Annotated in this window: 16 protein-coding genes; 7 read left to right on the top strand and 9 right to left on the bottom strand. The window is 42.8% G+C overall.

The genetic code is table 11. The features are described from left to right. Nucleotides 1-190 precede the first annotated feature (190 nt). Entirely contained in the window at nucleotides 191-682 is a 492-nt protein-coding gene (cpcA, locus tag V7L12_RS00330; RefSeq protein ID WP_335081036.1) for a phycocyanin subunit alpha, read from the bottom strand. A 92-nt stretch (nucleotides 683-774) separates the two neighbouring features. Then, nucleotides 775-1,296: a phycocyanin subunit beta gene (locus V7L12_RS00325; protein ID WP_334817910.1), complete on the bottom strand. Its 522-nt coding sequence runs from the start codon at nucleotides 1,294-1,296 to the stop codon at nucleotides 775-777. A 920-nt stretch (nucleotides 1,297-2,216) separates the two neighbouring features. Here V7L12_RS00325 and V7L12_RS00320 point away from each other — a divergent pair. Beyond that, nucleotides 2,217-2,873 carry a class I SAM-dependent methyltransferase family protein gene (locus V7L12_RS00320; protein ID WP_335081034.1) on the top strand — a complete coding sequence of 219 codons (657 nt, stop codon included), beginning with the start codon at nucleotides 2,217-2,219 and terminating at the stop codon, nucleotides 2,871-2,873. A 28-nt stretch (nucleotides 2,874-2,901) separates the two neighbouring features. On the opposite strand, the gene V7L12_RS00315 is transcribed toward V7L12_RS00320, so the two are convergent. The 5 genes from V7L12_RS00315 to V7L12_RS00295 all read right to left on the bottom strand — a co-directional run bounded on the left by V7L12_RS00315 (nucleotide 2,902) and on the right by V7L12_RS00295 (nucleotide 8,771). Further along, nucleotides 2,902-3,513: an alpha/beta fold hydrolase gene (locus V7L12_RS00315; RefSeq protein WP_335081194.1), complete on the bottom strand. Its 612-nt coding sequence runs from the start codon at nucleotides 3,511-3,513 to the stop codon at nucleotides 2,902-2,904. A 13-nt stretch (nucleotides 3,514-3,526) separates the two neighbouring features. Then, nucleotides 3,527-3,718: an alpha/beta fold hydrolase gene (locus V7L12_RS00310; protein ID WP_335081032.1), complete on the bottom strand. Its 192-nt coding sequence runs from the start codon at nucleotides 3,716-3,718 to the stop codon at nucleotides 3,527-3,529. A gap of 191 nt (nucleotides 3,719-3,909) precedes the next feature. Then, nucleotides 3,910-4,929, bottom strand: coding sequence for an adenosyl-hopene transferase HpnH (gene hpnH / locus V7L12_RS00305; RefSeq protein WP_335081192.1), 1,020 nt, complete (start codon nucleotides 4,927-4,929; stop codon nucleotides 3,910-3,912). Between the two features lie 120 nt (nucleotides 4,930-5,049). Further along, on the bottom strand, nucleotides 5,050-6,033 hold the full coding sequence (gene hpnA / locus V7L12_RS00300; RefSeq protein WP_335081030.1) for a hopanoid-associated sugar epimerase: 984 nt from the start codon (nucleotides 6,031-6,033) through the stop codon (nucleotides 5,050-5,052). Next, nucleotides 6,033-8,771, bottom strand: coding sequence for an efflux RND transporter permease subunit (locus V7L12_RS00295; RefSeq protein ID WP_335081028.1), 2,739 nt, complete (start codon nucleotides 8,769-8,771; stop codon nucleotides 6,033-6,035). The genes hpnA and V7L12_RS00295 overlap by 1 nt, the downstream gene beginning before the upstream one ends. A 301-nt stretch (nucleotides 8,772-9,072) precedes the next feature. Here V7L12_RS00295 and V7L12_RS00290 point away from each other — a divergent pair, with 301 nt between their 5' ends. Together V7L12_RS00290 and V7L12_RS00285 are read left to right on the top strand one after the other, a co-directional pair. Continuing rightward, nucleotides 9,073-9,762 (top strand): 5'-methylthioadenosine/S-adenosylhomocysteine nucleosidase family protein, encoded by a 690-nt coding sequence (locus V7L12_RS00290; protein ID WP_335081026.1) that lies wholly within the window; start codon nucleotides 9,073-9,075, stop codon nucleotides 9,760-9,762. A gap of 391 nt (nucleotides 9,763-10,153) precedes the next feature. Further along, nucleotides 10,154-11,854 (top strand): putative bifunctional diguanylate cyclase/phosphodiesterase, encoded by a 1,701-nt coding sequence (locus V7L12_RS00285; protein WP_335081024.1) that lies wholly within the window; start codon nucleotides 10,154-10,156, stop codon nucleotides 11,852-11,854. Between the two features lie 241 nt (nucleotides 11,855-12,095). On the opposite strand, the gene V7L12_RS00280 is transcribed toward V7L12_RS00285, so the two are convergent. Continuing rightward, nucleotides 12,096-12,758 carry a LuxR C-terminal-related transcriptional regulator gene (locus V7L12_RS00280; RefSeq protein ID WP_335081022.1) on the bottom strand — a complete coding sequence of 221 codons (663 nt, stop codon included), beginning with the start codon at nucleotides 12,756-12,758 and terminating at the stop codon, nucleotides 12,096-12,098. A 322-nt stretch (nucleotides 12,759-13,080) separates the two neighbouring features. Between V7L12_RS00280 and V7L12_RS00275 the strand changes: the two genes are divergently transcribed. From V7L12_RS00275 to V7L12_RS00260, 4 genes are all read left to right on the top strand, one after another. After that, nucleotides 13,081-13,497 (top strand): DUF6220 domain-containing protein, encoded by a 417-nt coding sequence (locus V7L12_RS00275; RefSeq protein ID WP_334817887.1) that lies wholly within the window; start codon nucleotides 13,081-13,083, stop codon nucleotides 13,495-13,497. Between the two features lie 56 nt (nucleotides 13,498-13,553). Beyond that, nucleotides 13,554-14,387: a sulfurtransferase gene (locus V7L12_RS00270; protein WP_335081020.1), complete on the top strand. Its 834-nt coding sequence runs from the start codon at nucleotides 13,554-13,556 to the stop codon at nucleotides 14,385-14,387. A gap of 60 nt (nucleotides 14,388-14,447) precedes the next feature. Then, nucleotides 14,448-14,813, top strand: a complete 366-nt coding sequence (locus V7L12_RS00265) for a hypothetical protein (RefSeq protein WP_335081018.1) — start codon at nucleotides 14,448-14,450, stop codon at nucleotides 14,811-14,813. 180 nt (nucleotides 14,814-14,993) lie between these two features. Further along, nucleotides 14,994-16,118: a site-2 protease family protein gene (locus V7L12_RS00260; protein ID WP_335081016.1), complete on the top strand. Its 1,125-nt coding sequence runs from the start codon at nucleotides 14,994-14,996 to the stop codon at nucleotides 16,116-16,118. Between the two features lie 595 nt (nucleotides 16,119-16,713). On the opposite strand, the gene V7L12_RS00255 is transcribed toward V7L12_RS00260, so the two are convergent. Next, entirely contained in the window at nucleotides 16,714-17,430 is a 717-nt protein-coding gene (locus V7L12_RS00255; RefSeq protein ID WP_335081014.1) for a choice-of-anchor K domain-containing protein, read from the bottom strand. Nucleotides 17,431-17,603: the final 173 nt, after the last annotated feature.

Below are 17,603 nucleotides of genomic sequence, written 5' to 3'. Positions count from 1 at the left end.
AAACTTGTAGCAAGTACCGTGCTACGTCGGCAGCTTTTATCCCTGTTCTAAAGCAAAAAATACAGAACTACGTTCCTCTTTCTCCAGGGTTTTCAGCTAGCTTTTCTTAAAAAACTGCCCGGAGAGGTAAACAACTCATAAAACTTACTTGTCATAAGAGCTGATTTCCTCTCCGGGCTAAAGAAACACTCTAGCTTAGAGTATTGATTACATAGTCGATGTATGAATTTGCTTCAACACCTGGGTCGCCGCTTAAACCGTGGTTAGCTTTGATGTACTTGAGAGCTTCAATGTACCAGCTAGGAGATAGGTCAAAAGTGCGGTTGATTTCAGCCAAGCCAGAAATCAAGAAATCATCCAAGGGGCCTGTGCCACCAACAACTAAAGCGTATGTGATAATCCGCAAGTAGTAGCCAATATCACGAACACACTTGCCTTTACCGCGTGAATCAGACGCGAAGTTGGGGCCTTGTTGTTGAGTGGTGTAAGGGTACTTGTTATACACCGCTTGAGCTGCACCTTCGCTCAACCGTTGAGCATTGGCGCTCAATGCTTTTGCTGCTTGTAAGCTAGCTGGTGCTTGACGGAAGCGACCAAAAGCAACTTGAATTTCGGTGCTGCTGAGATAGCGTCCTTGAGAATCAGCCGATGCAATTGCTTCAGTTAGAGGTGTTTTTGTCATTTTGGTATTTCCCTTTTACAAACGTTATGGTTGAAATTTTGTTTTGTCCTAATGGACAATTATTTAGTCAACATCAGCAATGCTTGCTTGGCTTAAGCCACAGCAGCAGCAGCACGATCGAAATAGCTAGCTATTTCAGATGACAAAGCACTGCAATCGCCTCTGGTGATATTGTTTGTATCGTTGACAATTGCCAAAGAAGCTTGTTTCAGCTTTTGAATACCAACAGCAACTGAAGCTCCTGGAGTTCCCAATGCTAAGTAGGTTTCCCGCAATCCATTCAGGGCACGGTCATCTAGCACGCTGGAATCACCAGCAAAGATAGCGTAGGTGATATAGCGAAGAATGATGTCCAAGTCTCTAATACAAGCAGCTGCACGACGGCTGGTGTAAGCATTACCACCGGGAGTGATCAATTGGGGTTGTTCTGCCCACAAATCACGAGCAGCAGCAGCAACAAGAGCAGACGCATTGCTGGTAATACGGTTAACAGCATCTGTACGCTTGTTACCTTCTTTGACTAGTTCGCTCAAAGCATCCAATTGTGCATCGGAGAGATATTCGCCGCGTGTATCAGCTTGGGAAACTACTTTTGCAAATGCATCTAAAACCATTGCGTTAAATCTCCTAATTTGCTTGGTTAAGAATAATTGGACTCAAAACTGAATGGTTCAGTTGATTTTTGATGTCAGCACTGCCTGACGAGTTACGAAAGGTTTAAAACAGACACCCAAGAAATAAGTTTACGATCTCCAGGCTTTCAGATTAAAACTTTTGTTAAAAAACTTAAAACTTCTGTGAACGACTGGAAAACCTGATTAAGATGTTGTTTTTTACTTCCAAGTTCTCTTTATACAATGCTGCCGCATCATTATTTATTACAAATTATTGTTATGTTTGTGAAATTTATTTACATAACTTCATATTTAGGTCTCTGTTAGTTTATTAGAAGTTAGTACAGCACGGCGGAAATAACTATTCAGTTGAAAAAGGCTAAAAAGCCGATAAAACAAGCAAGATGATTTGTGTTTTTTAAAACTAAGTATTTTATAGATACGGAGATACTAGAGTACTCAACAAGCTAACCGAACCCTACTCACTTCTCTCCACCCCAAAAGATAGGATAATTTAGTTCTGGGAAATCCTTTAAAGAATGCGTAGGCGTAGCCCACCGCAGGTATCGCACGCTGAATTTGTGTAGCATTGGCTACTTTCTAGCTCCTGCAAAGGGTACGCGCCATATTGTATGACTGCATTGCAACCGTTGATTCATACTCGCAGTGAACCATGCGAGCAGCACACTTAGGATTATGATCACAGGGAAACACTTTTCAAACAACCTTTAAGAAGCTCTCAATTGTTAAATTGCAGGATTTACAAACCAAAGAAAAAAGACTTGATTTTGGATGAATTTTTATGATAGTCTGCGTTCAACTGTAAATACGGTTTATTGATAAATTTACCGTATTTTAAATTGCACAGCGTGTTTGTCACTTTGTAAACCCATAGTTAATGAAAACGGAAATCACTTCTGATGGTAAAAGACTGGTTTGAATGGCACGACCTCTACAAGAACGAACCGAAATTGCAACAACGCTTGCAAATTGTGCAGGAATACATTTCTCATAGCTTGAATTTGTCCCAACCAGGGTTAATCCGTGTAGTTAGTGTTTGTGCGGGGGATGGACGAGATTTGCTAGGAACGCTATCAAATCATCCACGGGCAAAAGATGTTCATGCCCGACTTGTAGAGCTAAATCCACAACTAGTTGAACGTGGACAACAAACAATAGAATCGTTGGGTTTGACAAAACAAATTGAGTTTATCAATGGTGATGCAACTATTTCCTTGAACTATGTAGGAGCAGTACCAGCAGACATTGTGATTGTATGTGGTGTATTTGGCAATCTCGCAGATGAAACTGAACTCAATCGCTTACTGACAAACCTAAGTTTTCTCAGCAAACAAGGTGCTTTTGTGATTTGGACTCGTGGACACTCTAAGGATATTGCCCACTCTGAGACTGTTCGTAAACTTTTCCGTGAATATGGATTTGAAGAAGTGAACTTCAAACTCACTGCAACAGGAGACATGGGAGTAGGTATTCATCGTTACCTTGGTGAAAGTTTGACCCCACCCAAAGAGCAACAGTTGTTCGCATTTACTGGTGTTCCAAGTAAAGCGAGATAAATAAACTTCGATTAACTTCAAAGAATTTCTAATCGAATTTATTTTGGAGAAAGGCAATAATGCGCTTGAATGCTTGCGGGTCTTGGTAAAGAAAGCCATGACCGCCCTTAAAGAACTCTAAGTACGAACCTGGTATCTGTTTGTGTATCGCCTCAAGATTAGCAGGAGGAGATATGCCATCGTGATGACCGCCGCAGATATAGACAGGAATATGCAGTTGAGAAAGTCGATTATACGTATCGTGAACAGCACGAGCCTCAAGCTGCCGAAGACGCCCAACTTGACGACTTGGTTCGTTTGCACCTTCTTGAGAAGCTGCTAGTGTCAGCTTCACTAGTTGCTGAAATTGTGTAGTTCGGCTAGAGAGCCAAGCTTCCTCTTTCCAACGGGTATCAGTAACTGTTATCTGCCGACGAGCCACTTCCTCAATCGGAAGGTTCACGAGTTCATGTAGTGGATACGAAGATCCGCCAGCACCGCCACTGCTAGTGCAAGCCAAAACAAGACGTTCAACGCGGTGCGGATAGCGCAGTGCCAACTCTTGGGCTACCATACCCCCAAAGGAAATTCCGATGACATCAGCGCTCTCCCATCCGACTGCATTTAACAAAGAGTCTGCATCAGTGGCGTAATCTGGGATGGTGTAAGGAATATCAGGTTTTGAGGTTTGAACCCAGACCGCGCTGATCGTAGGCTAGGATTTCAAAGTGTGGGGCTAGTGGTGAGTCAAAAATAGTCGGCGATCGCTGCAAGTCTCCTCCAGTACCACTAATACTGAGTAGGCGTTGACCTGTGCCACGAATCTCATAATACATTTGCAGGTCATGAACAGATACAAATGGCATGAGTATTTTCCCTGATTATTTTCGGCGGATTTGGCTGAGGGAACTATCGCAATATCTCTAAATAAGCATCCTCCTTTAACTCTTATCGCGTATTGTTGGGCACATTCCAGTACAATCAGAATCCTTAAAGGGTGCGTAGGCGTAGCTCACCGCAGGCATCGCACCCTTTAATATGTAGCATTTGCTACTTCCTAATTCCTGCCAAACACACTGCCAAGGGCACGCGCCATATTTTGTGGTTGCATTGCATCCATTGCGGCGGTGGGTTCGTAGCCGCAGTGAACCATACAATCGGCACACTTGGGATTACCACTCTTCTGGCCGTATTGACTCCAGTCAGTTTGTGCCAGTAATTCTTTGAAGGTAGAGTAATAACCTTCGTTCAGCAGATAGCAAGGTTTTTGCCAACCGAGAACGCTATAACTAGGGCTACCCCAAGGTGTGCATTCGTAGTCCTTCTCGCCAGTGAGAAAATCTAGGAACAACGGATTGTGATTGAAGTTCCAGTTTTTTTCACCACTTTTGTATGGAGCCAGAATTTCTCGGAAGAGGGCGCGGGTTTGTTCGCGGTGGAGAAAATGATCTTGATCTGGTGCCCACTCATAACTGTAGCCGGGAGAAATCATCATCCCGTCAGTATTTAGTGTTTCCAGAAAGTTGAAGAACTCTTGCATATCTTTAGGTTCAGTACCTTCAAAGATAGTGGTGTTAGTGGTGACACGAAAGCCTTTAGCTTTAGCGGCACGAATGGCTTTGACAGCAATATCAAAAACACCTTGGCGATCAACACACTGATCGTGTAATTCCCGCATTCCATCTAAATGCACGCTGAAAGTCAGGTAAGGGGAAGGTTGAAACTTATCCAGGCTCTTTTCTAACAACAAACCATTGGTACACAAGTAAATATATTTCTTGCGCTCAATTAATCCTTGAACAATCTGATCGATCTGGGGATGTAGCAGAGGTTCTCCCCCAGGAATGGAGACAACTGGTGCACCGCACTCTTCCACGGCAGCAAAACACTGTTCTGGGGTGAGATTTTGCTTTAATATTTCCTTTGGATGTTGGATTTTACCACAACCAGTACAAGCGAGATTACACCGAAAAAGAGGTTCCAACATTAATACTAAGGGGAAGCGTTTACGTCCTTTCAAACGCTGTGTAACAAGATACTTCCCAATATCTATAGCTTGTTGTAGATTAACTGCCATTGTTGCGATCGCTCCTCTTTTAGATATAAATACACCACTGGAAAACATAAAACCTTCGTAGGGGTGCAAGGACTTGCGCCCCTACTGTCTATTGCATTCACACGTAAATCGCTATATTTTTCATTTGACATATCCCTGAGCAACAAACCAATCCACAGCATCTTTGAGTGCGGCGTTCAGCGAAGATTGGGGTAGACCCAATTCTCGTACAGCCTTGGCAGCATTGTAATACATAGGTTGTTTCGCCATCCGAACGCCATCCAATGGTACTGAGGGCGATTTCCCTAATGGTGCAAGAATCTTTTCATCAACCCAGGCAACACTCAGGGGTAGCCAAGCGGGTACTGTTCGTTGAGGTGCGCTCAGACCTGTGATATCGGCGAGTTGTTCGAGTAGTTCTTTGAGACTGAGGTTTTGATGACCTAAGATATAGCGATCGCCTGATTTTCCCCGTTGCAAAGCCAGTAAATGTCCCCATGCCACATCCCGCACATCGATAAAATTTAGACCAGTATCCAAGTAAAAGGGCATTTGCCGTCGTAAAAAACGCAAGATTATATCACCTGTCGGGGTAGGTTTGATATCCAACGACCCAATCGGACTGCTGGGATTGACAATAACTACCTCCTGACCTTTAGCAGCAGCTTGGATGGCTTCTTGTTCAGCCAGAAACTTAGACTTTTTATAGTCACCCACCAACTTTTCTAAAGGACTCTGATGTGTTTCATCTACAAGTTCCCCTGACGATCCTACCCCAATCGCTGCCACTGAACTCGTGTAAACCGTGCGCTCAATGTTAGCTTTGCGAGCTGCTGCCAACACATTGCGTGTACCCAGGACATTGTGATGGTGCAGTAACTCCCGGTCTTTTTGCCAGAGGGAATAATGGGCTGCGACATGAAATAGGTATTGACAACCTCCCATCTGTTGCCAGAGATTTGGATCGTTCAAATCGCCTTTGACAATTTCCACATCCAAACTGCGTAGATTCTCCAAATTGCTGCTATGGCGTACCAGCACTTTGACTGCATATCCTTCTTGTAGGAGCAACCGTACCAAATGGGCACCAATAAAACCCGTTCCCCCTGTGACAAAAACCTGCATCAACTTCCCCCCTGCTCCCCTACTCCCCTGCTCCCCCTCTTTTCAAATCGGGGAAACCAATCATCCAAAATGGTGTAGACTACTGGCACAACAATCAAACTGAGGATAGTTGAAGTAACTAGTCCACCTGCGATCGCTACAGCCATAGGCGATCGCAATTCCGAACCAGCACCAAAACCTAGAGCGATCGGTAGCATCCCTAAAATCGTGGAGGCCGTGGTCATCATAATTGGCCTGAGGCGCACTAGTCCGGTATTGAGGATCGCCTCGGTACGCTCTAAGCCAGCGTTGCGTAACTGGTTGATATAATCTACAAGCAAAATGGCATTTTTATTTGCCAGCCCTAGCAAAAAGACGAAACCGATCAATGAGATCATGCCAAAGTCGCTCTTGGTGATTAGTAGCGCCAACATTGCTCCCACTAGTGCTAAAGGCAAAGAGACACCAATAACTAGAGGGTCTACCCAGCTTTTGAATAGTAAAATTAGTACCACAACAATACATAGGGCAGATAGTGCCAAAGTACTGCCGAAACTGCTAAAAACCTTATTTTGGTTAGCAGAGTCTCCTCCTAAATTTAAAGAAATATTAGACGGTAAAACCGCGTTTGCTTCAGCTACCACTTTGTCGGTGGCATCACCCAAAGACAGATCCTTGCCAAGATTAGCACTGATGTAGGCTACACGCTGATTATTCAGACGCTCGATCTGAAAAACCGTGCCCTGTGGATTCGTTTCACCTGTAACTGTAACATCAGCGAATCCCGGTAGCCTTTGAATCCTTTCTTTAATTGCTTTGACTGCTTTGCTCAAAGCTTGGAGATTATCACCTTGCAATGCTATTTGCAGGGGTTTTTGACCGCCGGAATCGACAAATTGAATATCTTCAACACTAGTAGTTACCCCAGAAAGAGTAGGTAATGAGGAGCGCAATTGGTCTTGTAATTCCGCAGTTGTGATTGTGCGGTTTTCCTTTAACTTTACATATAGTGTCCCTTTATTCGGCTCACCCTCACGAGAACCAACAGTGGTAAATACCGTTTCAACTGCCGATGATTTTCTCACAACCTCCTCTAGTTTTTTGGCAACATCTAGAGAATCATTTAAAGGGTTGGGAATTGGAGACTGGAGACTAGGATTTCTCCCCTGCTCCCCTGCCCCTCTGCTCCCCTGCCCCAAGGTCACTGAGCGTAGCCGAAGTGCTGCTCCACTAGGAATACTCGGCAAAGGAGCCGTATAAGCAATATTAAATTCGCCGCGATCGAGTTTGGGAATAAACCCTTTAGGAATTAGTGGAATCAGTGCTATCCCTGCAATAAAACTGAGTACAGCTAACCCGATAACTATCTTCCGGTGATTTAAAGACCAACTTAGCAAGTTTCTGTAAGATTGGGTAAAGGCTACCCAGATTTTTGCTTCCCGACGCGGGGAGAGCGATGATTTAGGTTTCAGCCAGTAGATAGCCAGAACTGGAGATAAAGTCCGAGCAACTAGCATAGAAGCAAGCATCGCGGCTGATACAGTCATGCCGAAAGGCTTGAAGAACTGACCGATTACCCCACCCATTAAACCTATGGGTAGAAAAACTGCCACTGCTGTTAAAGTGGCGGCGGTGACTGTCAACCCAATCTCATTTGTAGCTAAAAGCGCTGCTTGGCGAGGAGTTTCTCCATCTTCAACGTGTCGCATGATGTTTTCCACATCGACGATCGCATCATCAACAATGCTACCAATCACCAAAGCTAAAGCCAGCAGGGTGATTGTTTCCAGGTTGAAGCCGAAAATCGCCATAACGATAAATGTCGCCAACAAAGACGTGGGAATCGCCAAGGCAGAAATGAGAGTTGCCCGCCAATTCCATAAAAAAGGAAAAATTACCACTATCGACAACAAGACTGCTTCCAGCAAAGCATCAATTGTTGACTGGGTGGCTTGGCGGATATATTCTGCTTGAGTGGCAGCTAAAGTGAGGTTAACATCCTTAAGGGTAGAGCGTAGCCTTTGAACTTCTTTCTCAACCCGACTCACGACTTCTAAGGTGTTAGCACTACCGCGTTTGATTACCTGAAATGCGAGTGCATCTTCACCGTTAAACCGGACTAATGTCGCCCCACCTTGGGGGAGAGCCGTTGCACTCGCATTCGCTGGATTTACCGGAGGAGTTACCGTAGCAGCGCCTAGTAGTGAGACTTTGAGTACTCCTGGTAATTTAGCGATCGCACTAACAATCTCATCTTGCGCTAACTTCGTCAAATCTTTGAGATTCCGCGTGGGACTCTCTATGGCATAACTAATGGCGGCTGACTCGTTTAGATTCAGGGGAATAATTTTAGAAGTTCCTCCTTGAGGTAGATTCAATTGCTTTAGGGCAGTTGCAACCTTTTTGGTCGATGTTTCTAAATTCGTCCCAACGGCAAAAGAGAGGCTAACAGCAGTTTGACTAGGATAGGTGGATGAGCGGATAACCTCCAGTCCTTCAAGGGAGCGGAGGCGTTCTTCTAGGGGTTTGGTGAGCTTCGCTTCTGTATCCAGGGCAGTTATCAGGGGAGCTGTAGCATTTACAACCACCACTGGAAAGGTAATATCTGGAAACAAGGCATACTTAAGGGAACTGAAAGCCAGAACACCAGCTACCGTTACGGCAATCCAAAAACTCACCGTCAGCCACGAAAATTGAATCGCCAATTTGGAAATATTGAAGAGTTCTCGTGCGGATTTGGAGTTATCAAGCTTTACCATCTTGGAAAATTATCGTGTGGATGACACAATTATTTAGTCATGCTACAGCAATCATCTTCGGTTTGCGAATTTTGGTTACTACTAAACGGCAATATTACTTATTATCACTCAGATATGACCCAATCTTTAATGCAAGCAGTAGTTAGTGGTTACGCAGCAACGGTGAGCGATCCTATTTTACAAACTACGTAGGCGTAGCCCGTCGTAGACATCGCTCTCTAAGGTAAAGAAGAATCGCGCCACGCCCGTCTGCTCCCAATATTAAATTGACCGTTAAAACTTGAAACTATTGAGATAGCTAGTGTCTAATTTTTTGCCCATCAACACAATTTTGGTACCTCAAGGAGCAGAATATAAAGCTGTCTGTCGCGGATTAAGCGGCATTACTACCTCCATCCCAACGGTAGTAGCCATACCTGTTGGAATGAAGCCTTTACTCAAATACCTGCAACAAGGAGAATTTCTGACTCCAAAATCCAGAGTGCTGATTATGGGTATATGTGGCAGTTTGAGCGATCGCTACACAGTTGGTGATCTTGTGCTGTATCAAGATTGTGTTTATCAGGGGAAGCAGCAAGAATGTGATCGCACTTTTACAGCACAATTGCACTCTTACATATCAGAAAAAGTATCTTTGGTCAAGTCACTAACAAGCGATCGCGTAATTTGGTCTGCGCCCGAAAAACGCCGTTTAGGTGAGACTTTGGCGGCTGATGTTGTTGATATGGAAGGATTTACCGCTTTAGAATTTTTCAATGGGGCTGGGGTATCTGTGGCAATGCTGCGAGTAGTCAGCGACGATTGTCAGCATAATATCCCCGATCTCACACCAGCAATTAACTCTGATGGCTCTCTAAACCCTTTTCCGTTAGCGATCGCCATGCTTCGACAACCTTTTGCCGCTACTCGGTTGATTCGAGGTTCATTAACAGCATTAAAGGTGTTAGAGCAAGTTACAAATCTGCTTTTTTCAGGCTATAGCAATCAATAATCTGTTGTGCCCTTACAAAATATAGCAATCTTAAATCATTTGTGAAAATATCTTTTTACTCTATTTGCATTCTCTGCGTCTCTGCCGTTAGTTATAAAAAATGAGTTCTCACCAATAAAATCAAAGTTGTATATATTTTTACTCTTAGATCATCTCAAGACAAACTAATAAAAATCAACATAATTTAGGTATTTATTATGAAATTGTTTATGGATAAGTTTTACATAAACTTTATCGTTAAACATATAAATAGAAACCTAGATTGGGAAGCATAATATATAACCTTATCAGGGTTGGGTTCCATGAGAGCTAATTCCACTGAATTGTAAATCATAAATACCCTTTTGCCAGAATAGCTCGGAACTAATCTACCAACTATGGAACATAATTTATGAAGCTCAATCTATACTCGTTTCTAGCTAGTTTTCCATTACTCAAAAAAAGTTACACCGCTAAAATCATGTTGGTGGCATTTTTGGGTACTCACATACCACTTCTAAGCTTACTCTTGAGTTTCGTTATCTCAAACTCCTATTCCTTAGAGATGGCGATTCGAGTTATGCTTATTGCTCTGTTGGCTACCTTAGCGGGTACAGCCGCCACCCTCTACGCACTACACCACCTCCTCAAACCGGTTATTTTGACATCTGCGGCATTGCAAAATTATCTAAACACCAAAACCTTACCTGAATTGCCCACAGAATTTGCTGATGAAGCCGGTACATTGATGGCGGATACTTCACAAACTCTTTACAAATTAGATGAGTTAATTCATTACATCAGTAATTATGACGATCTAACTGGATTACCCAATCGTGATTTATTCCGCGATCGCCTCCATCAGACTCTATCCCAACCTGAAAATAACCAGCGCTTTGTAGCGGTCTTTTTACTGGGTATTGATGATTTCACTGCTATGAGTCATGGATTGGAGCATGAAACAACAAATTTGTTGTTAAGAGCAGTTGCTCAGAGGTTATCACTCTGCATGACACAAACAGATATTCTTACCCATTTGAGTGGAGATGAATTTGCCATTGCCCGCATAGACATTGTTTCTTTTGAAAGTGTGATTAAGCTATCTCAGATGCTGTTAAGTACCCTGAGTAAAGCCTTTTCTATAGAAGGAAACTTGATTCATATCACCGCCAGCATCGGTATCACAATTAATGGAATAAACGAGCGTAATAGCGTAGATAAACTTTTGCAGCAGGCTCATATAGCACTGTACCAGGCGAAACGGCAAGGGCGTAGCAAATACCAATTCTATTCACCGGAAATTAATGCTCAGTTGCAGGAGCGAATAACTTTAGAAAATGAATTACATAGAGCGCTTGTTCGCAACGAAATGCTGGTTTATTATCAACCTCTGGTTGATTTACACAGCGGACAAATTACAGCTATGGAAGCGTTGGTTCGCTGGCAGCATCCTACATTAGGTTTGGTTTCTCCAACAAAGTTTATTCCCATTGCTGAAGCGAATGGTTTGATTTTACCAATTGGTGAATGGGTCTTGCGAACTGCTTGTGCCCAAAACCGTGCTTGGCAGCTTGCTGGATTTAACCCAATTCGGATATCTGTAAATCTGTCAGCCCGACAATTTGAACTACCGAATCTGGTTGAGGTTGTCAGTCAAATCCTTGAGGAGACTGGACTCCAAGTATCTTACCTGGAATTGGAAGTGACAGAAAGCTTCTTGATGGCTGATATGGAGCGATCGGTTAAAACCTTAAAACAATTACGAGAACTGGGTATATGGTTGGCTCTAGATGACTTCGGTACTGGTTATTCCTCCCTCAACTACTTGAAGCGCTTTCCTGTGAATATGCTCAAGATCGATCGGTCATTTGTACAGGATGTCACGTCCAATCCTGATAGTGCTGCCGTCACGAATGCGATTATTGCCCTAGCAAAAAGCCTGCGATTGAACATCACGGCAGAGGGTGTAGAAACCCAAGAACAGCTTGACTACCTGAAAATGCAGGGATGTGATGAAGGTCAGGGTTATTACTTCAGTTGCCCTGTGCCCGCCGATCTAATTACCCCGATGTTGCAGAAAACTTCTCGGCAGATGGAGAAAATTCCAGCATAAGTGGATGCCTAAGCCAGAAAATACATCCCTGATAACGTTTCACTTGAATTTTGCTAGAAATGGTTATCAGGGGACAAGTTAAGGAGGCAGCTATGCTGAAGGAATCCCCATAAATAAATTTAGTTGCTCTCAGAGCATTTTGCCTCCAGAGAAAATTCTTTTCTAAAACCTCCTGCCTCCTACCTTTCTTCAGTGACATGAGCAGAGAAATCCGGGATTAATGAGGCGAATAAAAGGTCATTTATTTTGAAACTGTGGAAAGTTTTGCAACCATGTGAGCACGAGATGAAACCTCAAGCTTGCGAAACATCCTTTTTAAGGCTTGCTTGACAGAGTTTTCAGTAATCCAAAGTTCAGCACTAATTTCTGCATTGGTTTGTCCTTGAGCCACCAAGGAAGCAATTTGCATTTCACGAGGCGTTAAACGGTCTGTTTGTAATAGTGGTTGTTGCAATTGCGCCATTGCTACCCAAGTAGAAATGTGCAGACAAAGCGCACTCAAATCTGTAAGATTTTGTGAATCAAATGCAGGCATTCCTTGCTGACGCGTCAAACCTACCACACCCACTAACTCACCATTGCTGACAATTGGCCCTGCCATGACATGCCAGTGATCGGCACGAGGACAAATCAATTTCCATGTTTTAGGTTCTACTACCAAAGCTTCATGAACAGGGGCATGGCGTTCTAGCAAGTAGCGTGCAACTGGATTGTGTTGAGGTGATAATGCAATTTGCAGTGCTTTTTGAATCTTGCTGTCAACTAAAGAAATTTGGGCAAAGAAAAATAGTCCACATCGTGTAGCTGAAAAATACTCACTCATTTGTGCGGATATGTGCGATCGCAAAGTCTGTTCATCTTGAGCTTGAGCAATTCCATGAAATAGAGCTTGTAAGGCAACCATGATTGGCAAAGTGTACTCGTTCGAGGTCTAGGCGCAGTATCGCAACCAGATTTATCTTAGCTTTAGTCACATCAAACCGCTTCGCGGAATCATTAGTTATTAGTCCTTAGTCCTTAGTTTTTTTGCCCACTCTGTTGCGAGCTATCTACCAAAAAACTCTTTATTACAGCAATTTTCATGTATTTGAACCACATCTATCGTAAGGGCACAGCATCGCTGTGCCCCTACCGTGTGGTCTATTTACCTGAAAATAGCTGTAATGACTAATGACCAATGACCAATGACCAATGACTAATTTGTTTGGTTTTTTGGATTACTTTACATGACTGTAAATTCTGGCATTGATCACACACAGATATCCGGGCGCTGGATTCAAATCAGTTTTTTGATCGCAGCAGTGCTTTTCAATCTCTGTTTAATAATCCAAATATTCAGTGTTGGACTGGCTTACTTTTACAACTCTGATTGGTGGAACCTACATATTTGGCTCGTGCGAGGATATGGCGGACTCTCACTAATTTTGTTGATATGGGTGTTTTTAATTCCGTTTCCTCGAAGAGTCCGAAACCTTACAGCAAGTATGCCAGTGCTGCTGGGACTGCAATTTCTCACAATTCACTTGCATTCTTTGCCTTTAGCAGTATTTCACCCACTCATCGGCTTTTCCTTATTCTCTATTTCCACAACCTTAGTGCATCGGACATCGCACATCGTATTTCCCAACTATAACCAAGACTAAATCGTTGAGGAAACACAAGTTTCAATTCTTTTCGCGCTATTACAGGAGAAATACAAGTGTCTCAATACGCCGATCCATCTGTTATCGTTGATACCCAGTGGCTTGCAAATCATCTTAACGATCCAAACATCCGCATTATTGAAGTGGATATGAGTCCAGAGCCGTACAAAAATGCTCACATACCTGGTGCTGTCTTCTGGAACATCTTTGCAGACTTACTCTTGCCCGATTTGAAGATGAATTTGGATGCGATCGCTTTTGAGAAGCTGATGGCACGTTCAGGCATCACCAATGACACCACAGTGATTGCTTATGGCAGTTATCCGGGAACGGGAGCTTGGATTTTCTGGTTGTTGAAAGTCTTTGGACATGAGAATGTGCGAGTTCTCAATGGCGGCTATCAAAAATGGAAATCAGAAGGTCTTCCACTAGCAACTGAATTATCTACGTTTGCTTCTACTGATTACCGTGCCAGAGGTATTGATGCTCATCTGCGAGTATTACACAATGAAGTTCAGGCATCAATAGGTAAAAGCGATCGCCTGTTGTTGGATGTCCGAACACTGCAAGAATACTGCGGTGAGTGGTTTTTCGATCAGCCACCAAAAGCAGGCGAACGTACTGGACATATTTCCGGTGCAGTGCATCTGGAGCATATCTTAACTCTCAACGAGGATGGAACTTTTAAATCATTCAACGACTTGAAAAATCTTTATGACAGTAAGGGCATTACGGCTGATAAAGAAGTGTTTCCCTACTGTGCCATCGGTGGGCGTTCTGGATATACCTGGTTTGTTTTGAAATATTTATTGGGTTATCCGAATGTTCGTAATTACGATGGCTCTTGGAATGAATGGAGTCGCTTGCCTGATGTAGCAATCGAGAGGTAGTGAGATAAATCGTTAACGTGGCGAAAGAACTCTGCGAATTAAAGAAGGCAATACCCTGCAATGCCAATGCGTCGGCTTACATTGTTAATGCGTCAGCTTGCATTGTTAATGCATCAGCTTGCATTGTTAATGCGTCAGCTTACATTGTTAATGCATCAGCTTACATTGTTAATGCGTCAGCTTACATTGTTAATGCATCAGCTTACATTGTTAATGCGTCAGCTTACATTGTTAATGCATCAGCTTGCATTGTTAATGCGTTCCCCTGCATCAAAAACGCTACGCTTTTACGCAAAACTGTACTTAGCTATTACTAGAATTTATCCTGTTTATCCCCTAGTACCGCTGCGCAAAAGTCAAAAGTATTGTATTCCGGGCTTTCGCGTCATTTTGAATGGTATGTTTATTTACACCGTGTTGTACTAGTCCTCTAGGAACCGTTTGGAGATGTCATTACTCTTGCTCGCAATATTACCAATAACCACACCTTTACAGACGGACACCACTACCGCCATCAAGATTAAAATCTCTTAACCTTTCGTTACAATAAAAGCATCGAGAAGGACAAAAGCAAACCTCTCGAAGCTGAAATCAAAGGTGAGCGACATGAATGGCACAATTCGCGTTGGTAATCTCTTCGGAATTCCCTTCTATATCCATCCGTCATGGTTTTTAGTTCTGGGTTTAGTAACTTGGAGCTATAGCAGTGGACTGGCGGCGCAATTTCCCCAATTGTCTGCGGGATTAGCTTTGCTACTAGGATTGATGACAGCGCTGATGTTATTTGCCTCTGTCGTCGCCCATGAGTTAGGCCACAGTTTCGTTGCGATTCGTCAGGGAATTGATGTCAAATCCATCACACTGTTTATATTTGGCGGTTTGGCGAGCTTAGAAAAAGAGTCGAAAACCCCAGGTGAAGCTTTTTGGGTAGCGATCGCCGGGCCGTTAGTTAGCTTACTGCTATGCGGTATAGCTACAGCGATTGGTGTTACTACTGCTGCATCAGGGCCGTTAGCTGCAATTCTTGGTGTTCTAGCTTCTGTTAACTTGGCATTAGCCCTATTTAACCTGATTCCTGGCTTGCCCTTAGATGGCGGTAATATACTGAAAGCCATCGTTTGGAAAATTACAGGTAATCCTTATAAAGGTGTAACCTTTGCTAGTCGAGTTGGACAAATCTTTGGTTGGGTAGCAATTCTTTCCGGTGTACTTCCCCTATTATTATTTGGCAACTCCGGTAACTTCTGGAATTTGTTAATTGGCTTCTTCTTGTTGCAAAATGCTGGTAATTCGGCTCAATTTGCCAGAGTGCAAGAAAAACTCACAGGTTTGACAGCCGAGGATGCTGTAACTCATGACAGCCCAATTGTATCTGCTAATCTTACTCTGAGAGAGTTTGCCGATGAGCGAGTCATAAGTGGACAAAACTGGCATCGGTTCTTAGTGACTGATGATGATGGACAATTAGTAGGTGCGATCGCAATTGATAATTTAAGAACTATCCCCACAGCACTGTGGTCAGAAACTCAAGTTAAAGAAGTCATGCGACCAATCACTGAATCTACCACAGTCCAATCAGATCAACCTCTGCTGGAAGTCATGCAGTTACTCGAACAACAAAAACTATCTGTGCTTCCCGTGATTCGTGAGAATGGCGTCCTAGTTGGAATCTTAGAAAAAGCTGCAATTATCCAGCTACTTCAAAGCCGAACTCAACCTAACCCTGCATAAAGACGCAATTCATCGCGTCTATCAAAAAACGGTAAACCCTTGTAGAGACGCGACAAATCGCGTCTCTACATTTTTATTGCCCAAATTTTTGATTGCGTGAAAAAACTGTGCACAACTTAAAGAGCCTTCTTTGCGGTTTTCGCATTTTTAATTCCCGAAGGGTGGGGGGTTATACTCAAAATTAATTAAAAATTATTATTTTTCTTAATTTTTAACTTTTAATTAAAAAAAGGTCAGCGCGGGTGGGGTTATCTGTCGTAAACATTTTTTGAATTGGTATAAGTTTAAAAATCAAATCGGATTACTATATTAGGACTCCTATTTAATTTTTGAACCAGACTCAGTATACCTCTTGCATAAATCAAAAATAAGAACCCCACCCCGCCAAAGCTACGCTTTGTCTCCCCTCCCCTTGCTAAGGGGAGGGGTTGGGGGTTGGGTATTAGGGACTTTTGCAAGAGGTCTAGTACCTATCTATCTTTTTTTTCTGTTCCCTATTCCCCATTGCCTATTTCTATAAATTAGACATCTGGTGAAAAATAATGTAGAAAGATAGCAGTGCTACGTCTCTACAAGGGTTCTGAATAAGTCATATTTATAGGCTCTTAGTATTTTTTTTCCAAGAATTTTTACGAGATATCAGGTATATCCCTAGCCAGGACAAACCCGCCAGTGGCGCAGGTTCGGGTATAGTTTTGATTTTGGCATAAATAGCTGTTGTAGTTGTAGCTTCTTCAAGAGCCTTAATACTTATCTGGCGACTGTCTGCATTAAAACCGGTTAACTCAAGGGTATATTTATTACTTCCAAAGGTGAAACTGCGATTACTCAAATTTGTGCCTAAAAATACTAAGTCTGCACTCTTTTCAGGATCTTTCGGGTCGTTAAGTGTATTTACTAAATGCAAGTTGAAGTCAAAAACTTGGCTGGTTCCCACAGGAGGGCTGAAGGATACATTGACATTTAAAGGTACAAATTCAACGCCTGTATCGGTGAGTATCTTTCCATTAAAGTAACTTAAATCAGCTATTTTGAATACAGAGTTAATGTCCGCAGCAAATGAAGTTCCATTAAAAGCTAGTTTATTTGGAAGTCTTGACGACAAATTAGCTTTACCCCAAGTAAATGTGTTGCTTCCCACACCTGTATATATGGGATTAGTATCGGTGCTTCCTGGAGTAGGATTTCCCCATGTAGCACTAGAAATGCCAGAAAAAGTTAGAGCTTGTGCTTGACCAGAGAAACTAATTTCTGTGGTCGAACTCACAAAAAAACTAGATATAGCAGTAGCTAAAACAAAACTTAGTTTCATAATTCTAGGTTTTAATTATCATTACAAAATTTCCCTAACACGCCACCTCCCAGCAAGAGTGGAGAGTTAGACCTAAGTCAAAGGCAAAGTAGGGTTCTTTTTTTGATTTATGCAAGAAGTCTAGTAATTGAGTAGGCGTAGCCTATCGTAGACATCGCTACCCTACTTGACTT

This window comes from Nostoc sp. (assembly GCF_036918245.1).
Lineage (GTDB): Bacteria > Cyanobacteriota > Cyanobacteriia > Cyanobacteriales > Nostocaceae > Nostoc.
Note: the sequence above shows the minus strand (reverse complement) of the source record. Positions and strands in the feature narration are given on the sequence as shown.